Below are 16,951 nucleotides of genomic sequence, written 5' to 3'. Positions count from 1 at the left end.
GCCGCTCGCCTGTCGGGATCAACCCGGCAGTCTTGCTGTGCGCAGATAGGGCAGCACAGTTGTGAATTCACCGAATTTCGCCGTTGCATCCTCGTCTGAAACGCTGGCAGGAATGATCACATCATCGCCCACATTCCAGTTCGCAGGCGTGGCCACGCCATTGCCCGTAGAGGTCTGCAACCCATCCAGTGCGCGCAGTACTTCGGCAAAGTTACGGCCAACGGTCATCGGATAGGTCATCGACAGCTTCAGCTGTTTGTCCGGCCCGATGATGAACACAGACCGCACTGTGGCGCTGTCTGCAGGCGTGCGCCCATCAGGTAGGTAAGCTTCGGCTGGCAGCATATCAAACGCTTTGGACAGGGTCAGATCGGTATCCGCCACAATCGGGAACCCCGCCTTGGAACCGCCGACTTTTTCAATGTCGCCTTTCCACTTTTTGTGGTCCTCTGCGCCGTCTACCGACACGCCCAACACCTTGGTCCCGCGTTTTGCCCACTCATCCGCCAATTGCGCCACGGCACCAAATTCGGTGGTGCAAACAGGCGTGAAATCCTTGGGGTGCGAAAACAAAATCGCCCAGCTATCGCCCACAAAATCATGCAGCGAAATCGTACCCAGATCGGTCTCGACTGTCAGATCGGGGATCGTATCATTAATGCGCAAACTCATTTTCGACTCTCCATTAATTTAAGCACTCGATGTCAACCTAATCATTCGCACAGCAACTTCCAGAGCCGTCTTGCGGGGGCGCTGCCGTGGTGACACAGTGACCTCAAATTCAGCATAGGAGTCTCACATGCTTGAGCACCGCAATTTCTACATCAACGGTCAGTGGGTTGCCCCCGCTGTTGCAAATGACTTCGCCGTTATTGATCCTTCAACCGAGGAACAATGCGCCGTTATCTCGCTGGGCGATGCAGCCGATACAGATGCAGCCGTCGCCGCCGCGCGCACGGCTTTTGACAGCTGGTCACAAACCTCCAAGCAAGAGCGCATCGCCCTGATCCGCAAGCTGGCCGAAATTTATGACGCCCGCGCCGAAGAAATGGCCCAAGCCATATCCCTTGAGATGGGCGCGCCCATCGACCTGAGCCGAGGTTCACAAGTTGGCGCAGGAAGCTGGCACATGCAGGGGTTTCTTGAGGCCTTTGAGGATTTCTCCTTTGAGAGCGACTTTACCGCGAGCGAAAAATCCCTGCGCGAACCCATCGGGGTTTGTGCGCTGATCACGCCGTGGAACTGGCCAATGAACCAGATCGTGCTCAAGGTCGTTCCTGCGATTGCCACAGGCTGTACCGTCATCCTCAAACCCTCTGAGGTCTCCCCGCTGTCCGGCCTTTTGTTTGCCGAATTCATGCATGAGGCGGGCTTCCCTGCTGGTGTGTTCAACCTTGTGAACGGCGACGGCGTCGGTGTGGGCAGCCAGCTCTCCGCCCATCCAGACGTCGATATGGTCAGCTTTACCGGCTCTACCCGCGCAGGCATCGCCATCTCCAAGGCCGCTGCCGACACGCTCAAACGCGTCAGCCTCGAGCTGGGCGGCAAGGGCGCGAACATCATCTTTGACGATGCCGACCCGCAGGCGGTCGAACGTGGCGCGCGCCATTGCTTCCAAAACTCGGGCCAATCCTGCAACGCCCCCACACGGATGCTGGTGCACCGCTCCCGCTACGACGAAGCCGTCGCCACGGCCTCCCAAGTGGCCACCAACACCCATGTCGGCCCTGCCTCCGAGGAAGGCAAGCACATCGGCCCTGTCGTCTCCGAGGCGCAGTTCAACAAAATTCAGGGCCTCATTGAAACAGGCATCTCCGAGGCACGGCTGACCGCAGGTGGCCTTGGCCGCCCTGATGGTCTGAACCGCGGCTATTTCGTCAAACCGACTGTCTTTGCCGATGTGAACAACGACATGACCATCGCCCGCGAAGAAGTCTTTGGCCCTGTCTTGTCGATCATCCCCTTCGAGACCGAAGAAGAGGCCATCGCCATCGCCAATGACACGCCTTACGGGCTGACCAACTATGTCCAAACCACGGACACCGAGAAACGCCGCCGCGTGGCGCGCCGTCTGCGCTCGGGTATGGTTGAGACAAACGGTCAGGGCTTTGCCAAAGGCTCGCCCTTTGGCGGCTACAAACAATCGGGCAACGGGCGTGAAGGCGGTGTGTTCGGTATCGAGGAATTCCTCGAAGTTAAAGCCGTCTCAGGCTGGGCGGCTGAATAAGCCCCCCCACACATGTCACAACAACAAAGGGCTGCCCATGGGCGGCCCTTTTTTCATCCTTGCTCTGCTTTAATTAAAACGGCGCCTTTGCGCGCACTTTTGTGTTCTGCCCACCATCTGGATGCTTAAACCGCAGCTCTTCTGAATGCAGCATCATGCGCGGATAGGCCAAGGCAGGCCCCGTCGCATAAAAGGGATCGCCCAAAATCGGATGCCCAAGGCTAAGCATATGCACCCGCAGCTGGTGACTGCGCCCGGTGTGCGGCGTCAGGCGCACGCGGGAGGTCTCCCCATCAGTCTTGACCACGCGCCAATCGGTTTGCGCAGATTTGCCGGTCTCATGACAGACCATCTGGCGCGGACGGTTTGGCCAATCCACAATCAACGGCAGATCGACCGTGCCTGATTTCTCGGTGGGCACACCCCACACCCGCGCCACATAAGTCTTTTTGGTCATCCGCTTTTCAAATTGTAACCCCAGATGCCGCTGGGCATAGGGCGTCATCGCAAAGATCATCACCCCTGAGGTATCGCGGTCCAAACGGTGCACCAGCAGCGCATCGGCAAAAGCCGCCTGCACGCGCGCCAACAGGCAATCCGCGAGCTCCGGCCCTCGGCCCGGCACCGAAAGCAAGCCCGCAGGCTTATTCACCAGAATGACTTCATGATCGAGGTGCAGGACCTCAAGCGGGTCCATGGGAGGATCGTAGGCTGTGCTCATAGCTGCCTCAGTCCCACGCGGGGCGCAGGTTTTCAACCCGTCCCAGACCGCCTCACACCTCCGCGACCCGCTTTGCCCGCATCTGCCGCAGCATCGAAACCGTGTAGATCACCAGCGCCAACCAGATCAGCGGCAGCGCAATCGCCCGCGCACGGCCAAAGGGCTCACCAAAGATGAACACCGCATTGAGCAGGATCAGCGTCGGCGCGATATATTGCATGATACCGATGGTCGACAGGCGCAGCCGCTTTGCTCCGTTGGCATAAAACATCAGCGGGATTGCCGTGACCGCACCACAGCCCAACAACAGCCATGTATCGCGCCCATTGCCCACCATGAAATGCGTGTCCCCCGCGACGACCTGATAGATGACATAGCCAACAGCCAGTGGCAGCAGGATCAGCACTTCCATCAAAAACCCCTGATTGGGGCCAATCGGCAGGCTCCGTTTGGCCAGCGCATAACCACCCCATGACAGCATCATCCCAAAGGCCAGCCACGGCGTGCGCTGAGCATCAAAAATCAACACCAACACCGCCACCCCTGCAATGCCAACCGCGATCATCTGCGCAGGGCTCAGCCGTTCTCCCAGCAACACAGCAGCCAGAAAAATGCTGAACAACGGATTGATATAATATCCAATCGCCGCATCCAGCGCATGCCCCGACACAACCGCGTAAATATAGATACCCCAATTCGCCGTAATCAACGCCGCCGTCACACAGCCCATCGCCACCATGCGCGGATTGCGAAACGCCTCGCGCAGGTCGGATGTCCGGCCCAGCGCGATCAGCACCAGCGCCGCAATCGGCACCGACCAAATAACCCTATGTGCAATCACCTCACTCACGGGCATATGGCCAAGCAGCTTCATATAAAGCGGCAAAAAGCCCCAGACGACATAAGCACCCCCCGCAAACAAAAGCCCCTGCGGTGTGTCCTGTGTCTGTTGTGCTGCCATGATACTCTCCCTCGCTTTCAGGCCTAGGGCAAACCGCCCACGCCTGAAAGCGCTAGATTGTACCCGTTACACCTTCACCCGCTCGGATTTGGGATCATAAAACGGCTTAAGCGACGCCTCGGCGCGGACCCGCGTGCCCATCACGTCAATCTCGAAATCCGACGCCAACAGCTCGGCCGCGGTTTCTCCTTTGCACGGCACATAGCCCATGCCCATCGCAGCCCCCAAATGGTGACCATACCCCCCCGAACTGAGGTAGCCGACAATCTCACCATTCCGCAGAACAGGCTCGTTGTGATACAGCAGCGGCTCAGGATCGCTGAGCTTGAACTGCACCAGACGCGCCTCCAGCCCTGCCTCCTTTTTCGCCAGAACCGCTTCGCGGCCGATAAAGTCGGGCTTGTCTGTCTTCACCGCAAAGCCAAGCCCCGCCTCCAGAACGTGATCCTCAGAGGTGAGGTCATGGCCAAAGTGGCGGAAGCCTTTTTCGATCCGGCAGGTGTCCATCATGTGCATGCCGCACAGCTTCAGGTCCATCTCCTGCCCTGCCTCATACAGCGTCTCGAACACATGGGCCGCCTGATCCGCGCTCATGTAGATTTCCCAGCCAAGCTCACCCACGTAAGTGACGCGGTGCACACGGGCCAGCCCCATGCCGATCTCGATCTCTTGCGCTGTGCCAAAAGGGTTCACCGCATTACTGAAATCCGCAGGGGAGACAGCTTGCAACAGCTTGCGCGCATTTGGCCCCATCACAGCCAGCACACCTTCGCCTGCGGTCACATCGGTGATCACCACGTTGAAATCGCCCTGATGGCGACGCATCCATGTCTCATCCGCCAGACGCGTGGCCGCAGGGGTCACCACCAGATAGGCCGTCTCGGACAGGCGCGTCACGGTCACATCTGCCTCGATCCCGCCGCGGTGGTTGAGGAACTGCGTATAGACGATCTTACCATTCGCCACCGTATAGTTCCCGCCGCCGATATAGTTCAAAAATGCCTCCGCATCAGGCCCCTCAACACGGATTTTGCCAAAGGATGACATGTCATACATGCCGACATTGCTGCGCACGGCACGGTGTTCTTCGGCCACATTGTCAAAGAAGTTCTGCCGCTGCCACGAATACGCGTATTCGGGCGTTTGCCCTTCCCGCGCGAACCAATTGGCCCGCTCCCATCCGGCAAGCTCGCCCATGACAGCGCCCCGTTCCAACAGATGCGCATGGAACGGCGTACGCCGGATGCCCCGCGCAGTCGCCTTTTGCCGGTAGGGAAAGTGATCTGCATATAGCAGGCCCAGCGTCTCTTTACTACGCTCAAACAGATAGGTCTTGTTCCCCTGAAACGGCTGCATGCGGCTGATATCCACATCCCCCAGATCAAAGGGCTTTTGCCCCTCATCCATCCATTGCGCCAGCGCCATACCCGCCCCGCCAGCCGATTGAATCCCGATCGAGTTGAACCCCGCCGCAACCCAGACATTGTCCATCTCTGGTGCCAGCCCAAGGTGATAGGCATCATCAGGGGTAAAGCTCTCTGGCCCGTTAAAGAAGGTATGAATACCTGCCTCGGCCAGCATCGGCATCCGCTCGATAGCCGCCTCGAGGATCGGCTCGAAATGGTCAAAATCCTCGGGCAGTTGGTCAAATTCAAAGTCCTTGGGAATGCCATTCATCGCCCAAGGCTTGGCATTGGGCTCAAACGCGCCCAACAGCATCTTGCCCGCGTCTTCCTTGTAATAGGCGCATTCATCCGGCACGCGCAGCACCGGCATTTGCGTCAGGTTCGGGATGGCCTCGGAAACGATATAGAAATGCTCACAAGCATGCAGCGGCACATTCACCCCTGCCATACGCCCCACGTCATGACCCCACATGCCAGCGCAATTCACGACCATATCTGCCGTGATATGGCCGCTCTCCTCGCCGCTTTGCCAATCTACCCCAGTCACGCGGCGGCCATCTTTCTGGATCCCCGTTACTGCCGTCCGCTCAATCACCTGCGCGCCGCGCATCCGTGCGCCTTTGGCCAGCGCCAGCGCGATATTCGCCGGATCGCCCTGCCCGTCCTTGTCCAGATAAACACCGCCGGTGACGCCTTCGATGTTCAGATGCGCATAGCGTTCTTTCACCTCAGCGGGGGATATCTCCTCGACATCCACGCCAAAGGCCCGCGCCATGGCCGCTTGGCGAAAGATCTCTTCGCGCCGCTCATCGCTCAGCGCCACGGTGATGGAACCGCAGCGCTTGAACCCCGTGGCCACCCCCGTCTCAGCCTCCAGATTGCCATATAGCTCCTGGCTATATTTCGCGAGCTTGGTCATATTCGCCGTCGCGCGCAGCTGCGCAATCAGGCCCGCCGCATGCCATGTTGTCCCCGAGGTAAGCTGCTTGCGCTCCAACAGCACAACATCTTTCCACCCCAGTTTGGTCAGGTGATAGGCAACCGAACAACCGATAACGCCACCCCCGATGATGACCACGCGCGCATGCGCAGGAACCTGAGCCATGACAGACCTTTCTTAGACGATGGTGTGACCCGCATCGCGCAAACGGCGGGCGATTTCAGCGATATGTGCAGGGCCAACTTCACAGCAGCCCCCGACGATAGTGGCCCCTGCCCCGACCCAGCGCATGACGTGATCGGCGTATAGATCCGGCGTCAGATCATTGCGCGCATCCAGCGATGTCACTGTGGGCATGTCGAGCTTGAAGGCATCCGTGATCTTGGTGAACCCGTTGGCATAGGCACCGAACGGCAGGCCGCAATCGGTGAGCATCGGCAGCCCCGCATCAATCGCCTCGGGCATAGAGCAGTTCAGCAAAACGGCGGCCGGTTGATAATGGTTCACCATCTCGGTCACCACAAACAGCGGCTCCCCCGAGCGCAGCTTGGTCCCGTCCTCATCATCCACGGAAAACGACATCCAAAGCGGTTTGGTGCTGCCAGACGCGACATACCCCTGAAACACGCCTTCGACTTCCTGCAACGAGCTGACGGTCTCGGCCAGCACGATATCGATATCATCGCCCATTCTCGTGATAATCCGGGCAAACTGATCCGTCGCCAGCCCCACATCCGGCATCAGGTCAGGGCGAAAGGACGCCAGCAACGGCCCCAACGCCCCAGCCACAAGGCCCGATCCATGCGCATCCCGTGCCGCTGTGGCCTGTGCCACGGCGGTGTCGATCAGCTCTGCCTGTTTGTCCGCCATGCCTGCCCGCTCCAGCCGGCTAAGATGAACGGGATAGGTGTTCGTCGTCGCAATCGTGGCACCGGCGGCGAAATAGTCGTCATGCACCGCCCGCACGAGATGCGGCTCTTCCATCATGACCTTGGTCGACCACAGGTTCGTCGGCGTGCTATCGCTGCGGGTGACCAGTTCCTGCCCGATCGAGCCGTCCAAAAGGGTGATGTTGCTCATGCCTTCAATCTTTCATTCTCGGGATCCCACAAGGGGCGATCCGGTTGTACAGTTGCCCTGCACATACGTCCGAAAATGTTGATCTCCAACTCGGTTCCCGCCACCGCCAGATCCGCACGAATAGTGCCCAGCGCGATTGACTTGCCAATGCGGTAGCCCCAATCCCCCGAGGTCGTCTCCCCCACGACTTTGCCGTCATGGTAGACCGTCGACATATAAGGCGCGTCCTGATCCCCCGCCTCGACGATCATGGTCACAAAACGCTTCTTCACGCCCTGCGCCTGTTCGGCCTGCAGCGCTGCCTTGCCGGGGAAATCCTGCCGCTTATCCAGCTTGACCCAACGGTCCAGCCCCGCCTCAAGCAGCGAATAATCCGTCGACAAATCGCCCTTCCACGCGCGGTATCCTTTCTCCATCCGCATGGAGTTGAGCGCATACATCCCGAAAGGCACAGCCCCCACGCCCAACACCGCATCATAAAGCGCAGGCATATCCGCAAAGGGCGCGTGGATTTCCCAGCCCAGCTCCCCCGCAAAGGACACCCGCGCCAAACGGCACGCAATGCCCGCAACTGTCGCGTCCTGGAGCGACAACCACGTGGCACTCAAATCCGCATCCGTGCCGATCTGCTCAAACAACGCGCGCGATTTCGGCCCGCTCACAATCAACGTCGACAGCTCGGTTGTGTGATCCGTCAAGGACAGCCCCTCGGGCAGCGCATTGTTCAGCACGTCAAAATCATGCCACTGCGCTGTGGCAGCCGTGATCAACGTAAAGGCATCCTCCCCATGCCGCATGATCGACATCTCGGTCAGAATCCGCCCGCGGCTATCGGGGAAATAGGCAAGGTTCATACGCCCCACTTTGGGCAGGCCACCGGCAATCCGGCCGCGCAGAAACTCTGCCGCCCCCGCGCCCGATAGTTCAAACCGCGAGAACCCCGGCAGGTCCAGCACGCCTACACCGTCGCGCACCGCCTCGACCTCCTCGCGGATACGCACGGCCCAAGGGCCAGCGCGGTCCCACGTCTGGGTGCTTTCCTCAGAGGTATCATCACCGTCTTTGGCGAACCAATTGGCTCTCTCCCAGCCATTATAGGCCCCCATCTGACCGCCCAGCGCCAACAGCCGATCATGCAGCGGCGACAGCTTCTTGTCGCGGCCTGCTGGCCATTCATGGCGCGGGAAATGCATGGCGTATTCATGGCCGTAGGTCTCAAGCGCCTTGGCCAGACAATGATCGTGATCCGTGTAATCCGTATAGCGGCGCGGATCGACGGCCCACATGTCCAACTCGGTCTCGCCGTGCATGATCCATTCGGACAGCACTTTGCCCGCACCGCCGCCCTGTGCGATGCCAAAGGTAAAGCTGTGCCCCTCAAAGGCGTTCTTGACGCCAGGCATCGGGCCAATCATCGGCAGCCCGTCAGGCGCATAGGGGATCGGCCCGTTGATATTCCGCTCAACCCCGCCCTGCCCCAACAAAGGCACCCGCTCCATGGCGTCCTCGATATAGAACTCCAACCGCTCCAGATCGTCTGGATAAAGCTGGAAGGAGAAATCCTCGGGCATCGGGTCTTCAGGGGTCACCCAATGCGCCTTGCAGTTGCGCTCATAAGGGCCAAGGTTCAGCCCGTATTTATCCTGCCGCAGGTAATAGGAAATATCCACATCCCGCACCAAAGGCATCTTATGGCCCTTCTCCTTGGTCCATGCCTCAAGCTCGGGCAGCTGGCCGGTCAGGAAATATTGATGGCTCATCACCACCATCGGCACCGTGCGCCCGCCAAAGGGCTTGAACATCTCACCCACGCGCTGCGCGTAATAGCCCGCACAATTCACGACAATCTCGGCTTTGATATCGCCCTTTTCGGTCTTCACGATCCAGTCGTCGCCCACACGGTCAAGACCGGTAACAGGGCAGAACCGCTCGATCCGGCCCCCTGCCTCGCGCGCGCCCTTGGCCAAGGCCTGCGTCAACTGCGCAGGGTCAATATCCCCATCCAGCGGATCCCACATGCCCCCCTCAAGGTCATGCACCTCCATGAACGGATTATATTCCTTCAGCTCGGCGGGGGTGAGCATCCCCATATCCAACCCCTGATAGGCCCCCATTGAGGCCACACGCTCAAATTCCATCATGCGTTCCTTGCTATGCGCAAGGCGCAAGCTGCCGGTGACATGGTAATTCATCGGATAGTCGACGTCTTTGCCCAGCGTGCGGTACATCTCTAGCCCGTAACGCTGCATGTTCATCACGGCCCAGCTGCTCGAGAAATTCGGGCAATTCCCCGCCGCATGCCATGTTGATCCCGCCGTCAGCTCGTTCTTTTCCAACAGAACACAGTCTTTCCAACCGGCTTTGGCCAGATGATACAACGTCGAGGTGCCGACGACTCCGCCGCCAATGATGACCACGCGGGCTGTGGTGGGGAAATCGCTCATGTCTCTTGCTCCTCTTTTGGACTGCCATAGTAATCGGCGGTGTCAGTTCGAATGATACGGGGGCGATCACACAGCATGTGCTACCCTCGCGCAGGTGTGGTCGCACTGCCCAGCAGCACGCCGTAGATGATAAAACACAGCCCCATAATGCGGCGCACCCAGACGTTGAACACAGCGCCCAGCGCCGCACGCCCTAGCCCCGCACCCAGCGCAGTAAATCCCGTATAGCTGAGCGCGGTAAGCGTCAGCGCCGTTGGCACAATCACCAACATCTGATTCCAGATCGGGACATCCGGCTGCACAAACTGTGAAAACGCAGCAAGATAGCCTGCGACGCTCTTGGGATTGATCGTGGCGATGGCCAGCGCATGCAAATAGACCGACCGCGCCGGACGCTCCTCCACCCGCACGGGCGTCCCCGCCCTCCAAATGCCACGCAGACCCAGAAAGATCAGAAAACCCGCGCCGATCAGCTTGGCCGCGGTGAAAGCCATTGGCGATGCGGCAATCAGCGCGGTGATGCCCAGCGCTGACAACAGCAAAAACAGCGTGGCTTGGGTCAGGATCGCCAACACGCCCACCATGGCGCGGCGCATCCCCAAATTCATACCGTTATTGATACAATTCACCGCATTTGGCCCCGGCGTGGTCACAAACACCACCCAAAACAGCGCAAAGATGCTCCATGCGTGAAAGCTCATCTCAACACACTCCCCTAATACACCGGCGGCGCAATGACCCAGATCGCCACGGCGGGGTCTGCGGTGCGGTTGGCCCAGCGGAACGGCTCTCCGCGAATACGGAAACTGTCGCCAACGCTCAGACTATGGGCCGTGCCGTTGATCTCGATCTCCAGCTCCCCCGACAGGACATAGCCCACTTCTTGGGTTGGACGGGTCACTGCTTCACGGATGCGGCTGTGTGGCTGAAACGTGGAATGCACCATCTCGAAATCATCGGTCAGGTCAGGCGACAGCAATTCCTCCACCAGCCCCGCCACGGAAGAGCCGATCGGCCGCCGCGCGTCTGCCCGCACGATAAATCCCGCCTCATCCGCTGGGGCGGCCTCATGGCGGAACAGGATCGACATGGGCACATCAAAACAGGCGGCAATCTGGCGTAAATCGGTGATCGAAGGCTCGGATTTATCCCGCTCCACCTGACTGAGCCACCCCACAGAACGCCCCAGGGCCTGCGCCGTATCCGCCAACGTCAGTCCCCGCGCCCGCCGCAAGGCACGGATATCCGCACCAAGGCTCAAAGCATTTTGGGGAAGGTCGTGCTGCATGACACCTCAACAAAGAAACCGCACCCGCGACTCGATCCTGCGCGGGCCTTGGTGAAACTCTGTCAGGGGTCCGTGAAAAAAGATAGGATTATTTCACGTCGCTGAAAATTTCCTTCAAAATAATTTCCAACGCATCCGCATCAGCCTGCGAAAAAGCATTCGGCTGGTCGCTATCGATATCAAACACACCCAGCAAAACCCCACCCGCGCCAAACACCGGCAGCACCAGCTCGGAGCGGGTAGAGCTGGCACAGGCGATATGACCGGGGAAGGCGTCTACATCTGCGACCAATTGCACCTGCCCGCTGCGCGCCGCCGCGCCGCAAACCCCACGCGCAAAAGGGATCACCAAACACCCATGCCCGCCCTGATACGGCCCGATCTTGAGCACTTCCGGCCCCGTGACACGGTAAAAACCGGTCCAGTCAAAGCGGTCATCGCTATGGTGCACTTCGCAAGCAACCGTCGCCATCAGCGCCACGGCGTCGTCTTCGCCCTCGGTCAGCGCGGCAAGAGTTTTGGACAGGTCAGTATAATCAACAGGCATTCTTTGTTCCGCAGATAAGGAAGACAACCACTCAGGGCCGCTTGTGTTTATGGGCGCTCAATGGCAATCGCCGTGCCTTCGCCGCCCCCGATACATATCGCCGCCACACCCCGCTTCAACCCGCGTTTTTCCAGCGCATTCAGCAATGTCACGATGATCCGCGCACCAGAGGCACCAATCGGATGGCCCAGCGCACAAGCGCCACCATTCACGTTCACTTGGGCATGGTCCAGCCCCATCTCACGCATGAAGGCCAGCGGCACAACGGCAAAAGCCTCGTTCACCTCCCACAAATCCACATCTTCTTTGCGCCAACCGATCCGCTGCAACAGCTTTTGCGCGGCAGGAACCGGTGCCGTGGTGAACAAGCCAGGCGCCTGCGCGTGGCTGGCATGCCCGATGATATGCGCGCGCACGGGCAATCCCTGCGCCTGTGCCGCCTCCTCTGAGGCCAACACCAAGGCCGCCGCCCCATCCGAAATCGACGAGGAATTTGCCGCCGTGACCGTCCCCCCCTCCCGGAAGGCAGGTTTAAGCTGGGGGATTTTATCAGGGCGCGCTGTTTTGGGTTGCTCGTCGGCCTCCTGCGTCACCGTGCCCTTGCGGGACACCACATCCACCGCGCAGATCTCATCCGCAAATGCACCGTTTTCCTGCGCCTCCAGCGCACGGCTCAAGGAGGCCAAGGCATAGTCGTCCTGCGTCTGCCGTGTGAATTGAAATGTCTCGGCGCAATCTTCGGCAAAGGTGCCCATCAAGCGCCCCTTGTCATATGCGTCCTCTAGCCCGTCAAGAAACATGTGATCAATCACCGCCCCATGCCCCAACCGCGCACCGCCGCGCATCTTGGGCAAAACATAAGGCGCATTGGTCATGCTCTCCATCCCGCCTGCAACCATCACTTCGGCTTGGCCCAACGCGATCTGGTCAAACCCGATCATCGCGGCCTTCATCCCCGATCCGCACATCTTATTGAGCGTCGTTGCAGGCACTTCTTCACCCAGACCCGCAGCAAACCCCGCCTGCCGCGCCGGTGCCTGCCCCTGACCCGCTGGCAAAACACAGCCCATGATCACCTCGTCCACACGCGCACAGCCGGCCCCCTCCAGCGCCGCGCCTATTGCAACACCGCCCAACTGGGCCGCCGTCATTTCCGAAAACACGCCCTGAAACCCGCCCATCGGCGTGCGCGACGCTCCCGCGATCACAACTTTTTGCATGGCTCTTCTCCCGATTGATCCAGCGCTTACCTATTCTTAGCCAATTGGCTTTAACGATGCTCCCACGCAATGTTTGCAGGATTATATCATGGAACTTACCAGCTCAAAAGAATCAGGTCTCCAGATCGTCACCGTACAGCACCAGCGCATTGACGCGGCTGTCGCGCTGACCTTCAAGGACCAGATGCGGGAAATTTCCGACGGGCACTCGGAAACGGTGCTGCTTGATCTCAACCATGTGCAATTTATCGATTCAAGCGGGCTTGGCGCGATTGTCGCCGCGATGAAAAACCTCAGTCCCGCGCGCAAACTGGCGCTGGCGGGCCTCACGCCCACTGTGGAAAAAGTTTTCCGCCTGACCCGTATGGATTCGGTGTTTGGCGTCTATGCAACCGTTGATGCGGCGCTCAGCGCGCTTCGGACTTGAATGAAAATGGACGGATGCATGGCAATGGCTGAAAGCCCCCGACTAGCTCCTTTCACAGTATCACTGCCCGGACGTGAAGATGCTGTGCGCGGTGGCCTGACAAAAACAATGGCCCGCCTGTGTGACCTCAAGCTCTCCAAGGATGAGGCGGGCACGGTCGAGCTTGTTCTGGCAGAAGCCCTCAATAACATCATCGAACACGCCCTCAGCGCCTCGGTGATTCAAACGCGCATCACGATACGCGGCGACGCTAGCCCTCAAGGTCTGGAGTTGACGATCATTGATCACGGGGTGCCGATGCCCAAAGGGGTTGCACCAATCGGCTTGCAGCCTGATGTCGACGTTCCGGTTCAGGATTTACCCGAAGGCGGGTATGGCTGGTTCATGATTCATACCTTGGCCACAAAAGTTCAATATGCCCGCGTAAAACACGAAAACCACCTGACAATCCTGCTTCCTGTCGGGATCTGATGCGGCCTTGGCTCAGGAAGGCCCCGCCATTTCCTTCAATATGCCTCGCCTGCATCATAATCCCGCCACGCTTGCCCTGCATACCTGTCCTTGTAGCTGCATAAAGCTTCCTCCGGTGCCGCGTTTAATTGCCCCCACCCAGTACGCGGCACCGGAGCACTATCCCCCTGAAAATTCCTAATCATTCGCATTGGCCTTACCCGCCGAAGGCATTACGCTTTGCCCATCAAGGTTCATAAGCGAGGCTTTCCCCATGCGTGATTTTCATATTCCCGGCCGCTCTGCGGTGCTGGCGACGGGCGGAATGTGCGCCACCTCTCACCCGCTTGGCGCGAAGGCCGCGATAGATGTGCTGGAACGTGGCGGCAATGCCATGGACGCGGCCATCGCAGGGGCCGTTCTATTGGGGATATGCGAACCGCAAATGACCGGCATCGGCGGCGATTGTTTTGTGCTGTGGTCTGATGGCGGCAGCAACGAGGTCCACGCCCTTAACGGCTCTGGCCGCGCACCTGCCGCTCTCGATGCGGCCATGCTGCGCGACAAAGGCGAAAGCGCCGTGCCGCTGGGATCAGCCCACGCTGTAACGATACCGGGGGCCGTTGATGCCTTCTGCCACCTCTCCAACACAGTCGGCAAGCTGGGCCTTGATGCCATCCTTGCCCCCGCGATTCGTTACGCCGAAGAAGGCGTAGTAGTGGCACCGCGCGTTGCCTTTGACTGGGCGCTGGATGCGGGCACCTTGCAGGGCGTGGCCCGTGATCACTACCTGATGGGCGGCAAGCCCCCCAAGGCGGGCGATATCTTCCGCGCCCCCGGTCAGGCCGAAGTCCTGCGCCGCATTGCCCGTGACGGGCGCGACGCGTTTTATACCGGCGAAGTCGCCGACGATATGATCGCGGCCCTCACTGCCGCGGGCGGGGTCCACACCGCAGAAGACTTCGCCGCGGTTGCATGCACCCCCACCACTCCTATCAGCGGCACCTACAAAGACATCGAAGTGGTCGAGCATCCGCCGAATGGCCAAGGTGCCACCGCGCTGCTGATGCTCAACATCCTGTCCCAGTTCGACATCGCAAGCATGGATCCATGGGGCGCGCAGCGCATCCACATCGAAGCCGAAGCGACCAAACTGGCCTATGATGCACGCAACCGCTTCCTTGCCGATGCCGATTACGCCACCCGCGCCGATTATATGCTGAACATGGACACCGCCAAAGCACTTGCCGCGCTGATTGATCCGGCCAAAGCAATGCAAAGCCCCGCAGCCCTGACCGAGGCCGTTCATAAGGACACGATCTATATCTCCGTGGTGGACGGCGATGGCATGGCCGTCTCGTTGATCTATTCCGTGTTCCACGGCTTTGGCTCGGGCATTGGCACCGACAAATTCGGCCTGCTGATGCAAAACCGCGGCGCGGGCTTCACGCTGGAGCAAGGCCACCCGAACGAGCTTAAGGGCGGCAAACGCCCCATGCACACCATCATCCCCGGCATGATCCGTGAAGGCGGGCGCGTGGTGATGCCCTTTGGCGTGATGGGCGGTGCCTATCAATCTTGCGGCCATGCGCGATTTGCCTCCAACCTCACCGATTTCGGGCTGGACCCACAGGCCGCCATCGACGCGCCCCGCGCCTTTACCGACAAGGGCGTGCTGATGGTCGAGCGTGGCTATAGCGACGCCGTGCGTGCCGAACTGGCGCAGATGGGTCACAGCGTCGACATCCCCGAAGTCGCCATAGGCGGCGCTCAGGCTATCAAAATCCACGAAAGCGGTGTGCTGGAGGGAGCATCCGATCACCGCAAAGACGGCTGTGCCTTGGGCGTATAACGACATTCCGGCTGTGCACGTGTGGTGTACAGCCGGTGCACATTGTGTGACTCGTTAATTCAGCTGGAAATGCAGCGGGTAGGTGCCGTTCTCGAACGGCCCGAACAGATCGGAAATATCGGGATGATCCACCGGCTCACCAGAGTAATCAGCGACCAGATTCTGTTCCGACACATAGGCCACGTAATAGCTTTGGTCGTTTTCGGCCAGCAGGTGATAATACGGCTGATCCTTGACCGGGCGGCTTTCCTCGGGAATCGATTCATACCATTCTTCGGTATTCGCGAATTCCGGATCGACGTCAAAAATCACCCCGCGAAACGGGTGCTTCTTATGTCGGACCACTTGGCCCAGGTGATATTTTGCGCGCGTTCTTATCATAGCAGTGCGCTCCCTACCTTTGGTTACTACTCGAAACAAGCGCATTTTGTCCAACCTCCCGCGCTTACTTGAAGGAAACAGTCTGTGAACTTGACTCTGACAGTGCTCGAAATTGTCGCCCCGGTATTTTTATTGGCAGCGGTGGGATTTACCTGGGTAAAACTGGGGTTCGAGTACCGCATCAACTTTGTCACACAACTGGCCATGACATTGGCCGTGCCCTGCCTGATCTTTACCGCGCTGATGCAGACCGAAATAGACCCCGCAGCCCTGACCGCACTGTCGTTGGCCAGCGTGGTGTCCTACGGGGTTATCACGGTCGTCACAGCCATGCTGGTAAGGGTTTTAGGGCTCAATAGCCGGACCTACACAGCCCCGATGATCTTTGGCAACACAGGCAATCTGGGCCTGCCGCTGGCGCTGTTTGCCTTCGGCCCCGAAGGCCTTAGCTACGCTGTGGTCGTCTTCGCGATTATGGCAATCTGGAGCTTTACCTTTGGCATCTGGCTGGTTGCGGACACAGGCAGTTTCGGCCGCGTACTACGCGAGCCGTTGATTTGGGCCACGCTATTGGGCGGTCTATTTCTGTGGCAAGATTGGCAAACGCCAAGTTTTTTGACCAACACGCTTGAGTTGATCGGACAAATGGCGATTCCACTCATGCTTATCACGCTTGGCGTCGCAGTGGCGCGGCTTACCCCGCAGGGAATCGGGCGTGCGGTGGTGATGTCCGTGGCCAAGCTTGCGCTATGCGTGGCAATCGCATGGCTGGCTGCGCTTGCCTTTGAGCTTGATAAAATTGGCACTGGCGTTCTGGTGCTGCAGATCGCAACCCCCGTGGCCGTCACCTCATACCTGCTGGCCGAAAAATATGGTGCCGACGCGCAGGCAGTTGCCGGGCTTGTGGTGGTGTCCACGCTGATATCGGTCGGCGCATTACCGCTTCTTTTAGCGATTTTGTTATAGGAATTTACTGTAAATCTTTGACGGATTGGCTTATATTAGCC

At 59.3% G+C, this 16,951-nt stretch carries 16 protein-coding genes; 5 read left to right on the top strand and 11 right to left on the bottom strand.

Annotated elements, in window-relative coordinates:
- Positions 1-18: 18 nt before the first annotated feature.
- Entirely contained in the window at positions 19-672 is a 654-nt protein-coding gene (locus tag ABJM03_RS17155) for a peroxiredoxin (RefSeq protein WP_348419066.1), read from the bottom strand.
- A 127-nt stretch (positions 673-799) separates the two neighbouring features.
- Between ABJM03_RS17155 and ABJM03_RS17150 the strand changes: the two genes are divergently transcribed.
- Entirely contained in the window at positions 800-2,227 is a 1,428-nt protein-coding gene (locus ABJM03_RS17150; protein ID WP_348419065.1) for an aldehyde dehydrogenase family protein, read from the top strand.
- Between the two features lie 73 nt (positions 2,228-2,300).
- Here the strand turns inward: ABJM03_RS17150 and ABJM03_RS17145 are convergent, their stop codons facing one another.
- The 9 genes from ABJM03_RS17145 to ABJM03_RS17105 all read right to left on the bottom strand — a co-directional run bounded on the left by ABJM03_RS17145 (position 2,301) and on the right by ABJM03_RS17105 (position 12,834).
- Entirely contained in the window at positions 2,301-2,948 is a 648-nt protein-coding gene (locus tag ABJM03_RS17145; protein ID WP_348419064.1) for a pseudouridine synthase, read from the bottom strand.
- Positions 2,949-3,000: 52 nt separating this feature from the next.
- Positions 3,001-3,909 carry an EamA family transporter RarD gene (rarD, locus tag ABJM03_RS17140; RefSeq protein WP_348419063.1) on the bottom strand — a complete coding sequence of 303 codons (909 nt, stop codon included), beginning with the start codon at positions 3,907-3,909 and terminating at the stop codon, positions 3,001-3,003.
- Between the two features lie 66 nt (positions 3,910-3,975).
- Positions 3,976-6,420 (bottom strand): FAD-dependent oxidoreductase, encoded by a 2,445-nt coding sequence (locus ABJM03_RS17135; RefSeq protein WP_348419062.1) that lies wholly within the window; start codon positions 6,418-6,420, stop codon positions 3,976-3,978.
- Between the two features lie 12 nt (positions 6,421-6,432).
- A complete protein-coding gene (locus tag ABJM03_RS17130; RefSeq protein WP_348419061.1) occupies positions 6,433-7,335 on the bottom strand; it encodes a homocysteine S-methyltransferase family protein in 903 nt (300 codons plus the stop codon).
- Positions 7,332-9,779 (bottom strand): FAD-dependent oxidoreductase, encoded by a 2,448-nt coding sequence (locus tag ABJM03_RS17125; RefSeq protein WP_348419060.1) that lies wholly within the window; start codon positions 9,777-9,779, stop codon positions 7,332-7,334. Before ABJM03_RS17125 ends, ABJM03_RS17130 begins: the two co-directional genes overlap by 4 nt.
- A gap of 80 nt (positions 9,780-9,859) precedes the next feature.
- Positions 9,860-10,480, bottom strand: a complete 621-nt coding sequence (locus ABJM03_RS17120) for a LysE family transporter (protein WP_348419059.1) — start codon at positions 10,478-10,480, stop codon at positions 9,860-9,862.
- Positions 10,481-10,494: 14 nt separating this feature from the next.
- Positions 10,495-11,067: a helix-turn-helix domain-containing protein gene (locus ABJM03_RS17115; RefSeq protein WP_348419058.1), complete on the bottom strand. Its 573-nt coding sequence runs from the start codon at positions 11,065-11,067 to the stop codon at positions 10,495-10,497.
- Between the two features lie 88 nt (positions 11,068-11,155).
- Entirely contained in the window at positions 11,156-11,614 is a 459-nt protein-coding gene (locus tag ABJM03_RS17110; protein WP_348419057.1) for a GAF domain-containing protein, read from the bottom strand.
- Between the two features lie 47 nt (positions 11,615-11,661).
- The gene (locus ABJM03_RS17105; RefSeq protein WP_348419056.1) at positions 11,662-12,834 is read right to left on the bottom strand and encodes an acetyl-CoA C-acyltransferase; all 1,173 of its coding nucleotides are present in this window, start codon (positions 12,832-12,834) and stop codon (positions 11,662-11,664) included.
- A gap of 88 nt (positions 12,835-12,922) precedes the next feature.
- Between ABJM03_RS17105 and ABJM03_RS17100 the strand changes: the two genes are divergently transcribed.
- The 3 genes from ABJM03_RS17100 to ABJM03_RS17090 all read left to right on the top strand — a co-directional run bounded on the left by ABJM03_RS17100 (position 12,923) and on the right by ABJM03_RS17090 (position 15,563).
- Entirely contained in the window at positions 12,923-13,261 is a 339-nt protein-coding gene (locus ABJM03_RS17100) for an STAS domain-containing protein (RefSeq protein WP_348419055.1), read from the top strand.
- Positions 13,262-13,279: 18 nt separating this feature from the next.
- Positions 13,280-13,732: an ATP-binding protein gene (locus tag ABJM03_RS17095; protein ID WP_348419054.1), complete on the top strand. Its 453-nt coding sequence runs from the start codon at positions 13,280-13,282 to the stop codon at positions 13,730-13,732.
- A 253-nt stretch (positions 13,733-13,985) separates the two neighbouring features.
- A complete protein-coding gene (locus tag ABJM03_RS17090; protein ID WP_348419052.1) occupies positions 13,986-15,563 on the top strand; it encodes a gamma-glutamyltransferase family protein in 1,578 nt (525 codons plus the stop codon).
- A 54-nt stretch (positions 15,564-15,617) separates the two neighbouring features.
- Here ABJM03_RS17090 and hspQ read toward each other — a convergent pair whose 3' ends face one another.
- Positions 15,618-15,944, bottom strand: a complete 327-nt coding sequence (hspQ, locus tag ABJM03_RS17085) for a heat shock protein HspQ (protein ID WP_348419051.1) — start codon at positions 15,942-15,944, stop codon at positions 15,618-15,620.
- A gap of 84 nt (positions 15,945-16,028) precedes the next feature.
- Between hspQ and ABJM03_RS17080 the strand changes: the two genes are divergently transcribed.
- Positions 16,029-16,910 (top strand): AEC family transporter, encoded by an 882-nt coding sequence (locus ABJM03_RS17080; protein WP_348419050.1) that lies wholly within the window; start codon positions 16,029-16,031, stop codon positions 16,908-16,910.
- Positions 16,911-16,951 lie beyond the last annotated feature (41 nt).

The organism is Sulfitobacter sp. (assembly GCF_039977885.1).
Taxonomy (GTDB): domain Bacteria; phylum Pseudomonadota; class Alphaproteobacteria; order Rhodobacterales; family Rhodobacteraceae; genus Sulfitobacter.
The sequence above is the reverse complement of the archived record's forward strand: the minus strand, read 5'-3'. Positions and strand labels throughout refer to the sequence as shown.

Coding starts and splice junctions, on each gene's coding strand:
- ABJM03_RS17095 (WP_348419054.1), top strand. CDS start 13,280: ATGGCAATGGCTGAAAGCCCCCGACTAGCTCCTTTCACAGTATCACTG.
- ABJM03_RS17100 (WP_348419055.1), top strand. CDS start 12,923: ATGGAACTTACCAGCTCAAAAGAATCAGGTCTCCAGATCGTCACCGTA.
- ABJM03_RS17135 (WP_348419062.1), bottom strand. CDS start 6,420: ATGGCTCAGGTTCCTGCGCATGCGCGCGTGGTCATCATCGGGGGTGGC.
- ABJM03_RS17110 (WP_348419057.1), bottom strand. CDS start 11,614: ATGCCTGTTGATTATACTGACCTGTCCAAAACTCTTGCCGCGCTGACC.
- ABJM03_RS17115 (WP_348419058.1), bottom strand. CDS start 11,067: ATGCAGCACGACCTTCCCCAAAATGCTTTGAGCCTTGGTGCGGATATC.
- ABJM03_RS17105 (WP_348419056.1), bottom strand. CDS start 12,834: ATGCAAAAAGTTGTGATCGCGGGAGCGTCGCGCACGCCGATGGGCGGG.
- ABJM03_RS17130 (WP_348419061.1), bottom strand. CDS start 7,335: ATGAGCAACATCACCCTTTTGGACGGCTCGATCGGGCAGGAACTGGTC.
- ABJM03_RS17090 (WP_348419052.1), top strand. CDS start 13,986: ATGCGTGATTTTCATATTCCCGGCCGCTCTGCGGTGCTGGCGACGGGC.
- ABJM03_RS17145 (WP_348419064.1), bottom strand. CDS start 2,948: ATGAGCACAGCCTACGATCCTCCCATGGACCCGCTTGAGGTCCTGCAC.
- ABJM03_RS17120 (WP_348419059.1), bottom strand. CDS start 10,480: ATGAGCTTTCACGCATGGAGCATCTTTGCGCTGTTTTGGGTGGTGTTT.
- ABJM03_RS17150 (WP_348419065.1), top strand. CDS start 800: ATGCTTGAGCACCGCAATTTCTACATCAACGGTCAGTGGGTTGCCCCC.
- hspQ (WP_348419051.1), bottom strand. CDS start 15,944: ATGATAAGAACGCGCGCAAAATATCACCTGGGCCAAGTGGTCCGACAT.
- ABJM03_RS17125 (WP_348419060.1), bottom strand. CDS start 9,779: ATGAGCGATTTCCCCACCACAGCCCGCGTGGTCATCATTGGCGGCGGA.
- ABJM03_RS17155 (WP_348419066.1), bottom strand. CDS start 672: ATGAGTTTGCGCATTAATGATACGATCCCCGATCTGACAGTCGAGACC.
- rarD (WP_348419063.1), bottom strand. CDS start 3,909: ATGGCAGCACAACAGACACAGGACACACCGCAGGGGCTTTTGTTTGCG.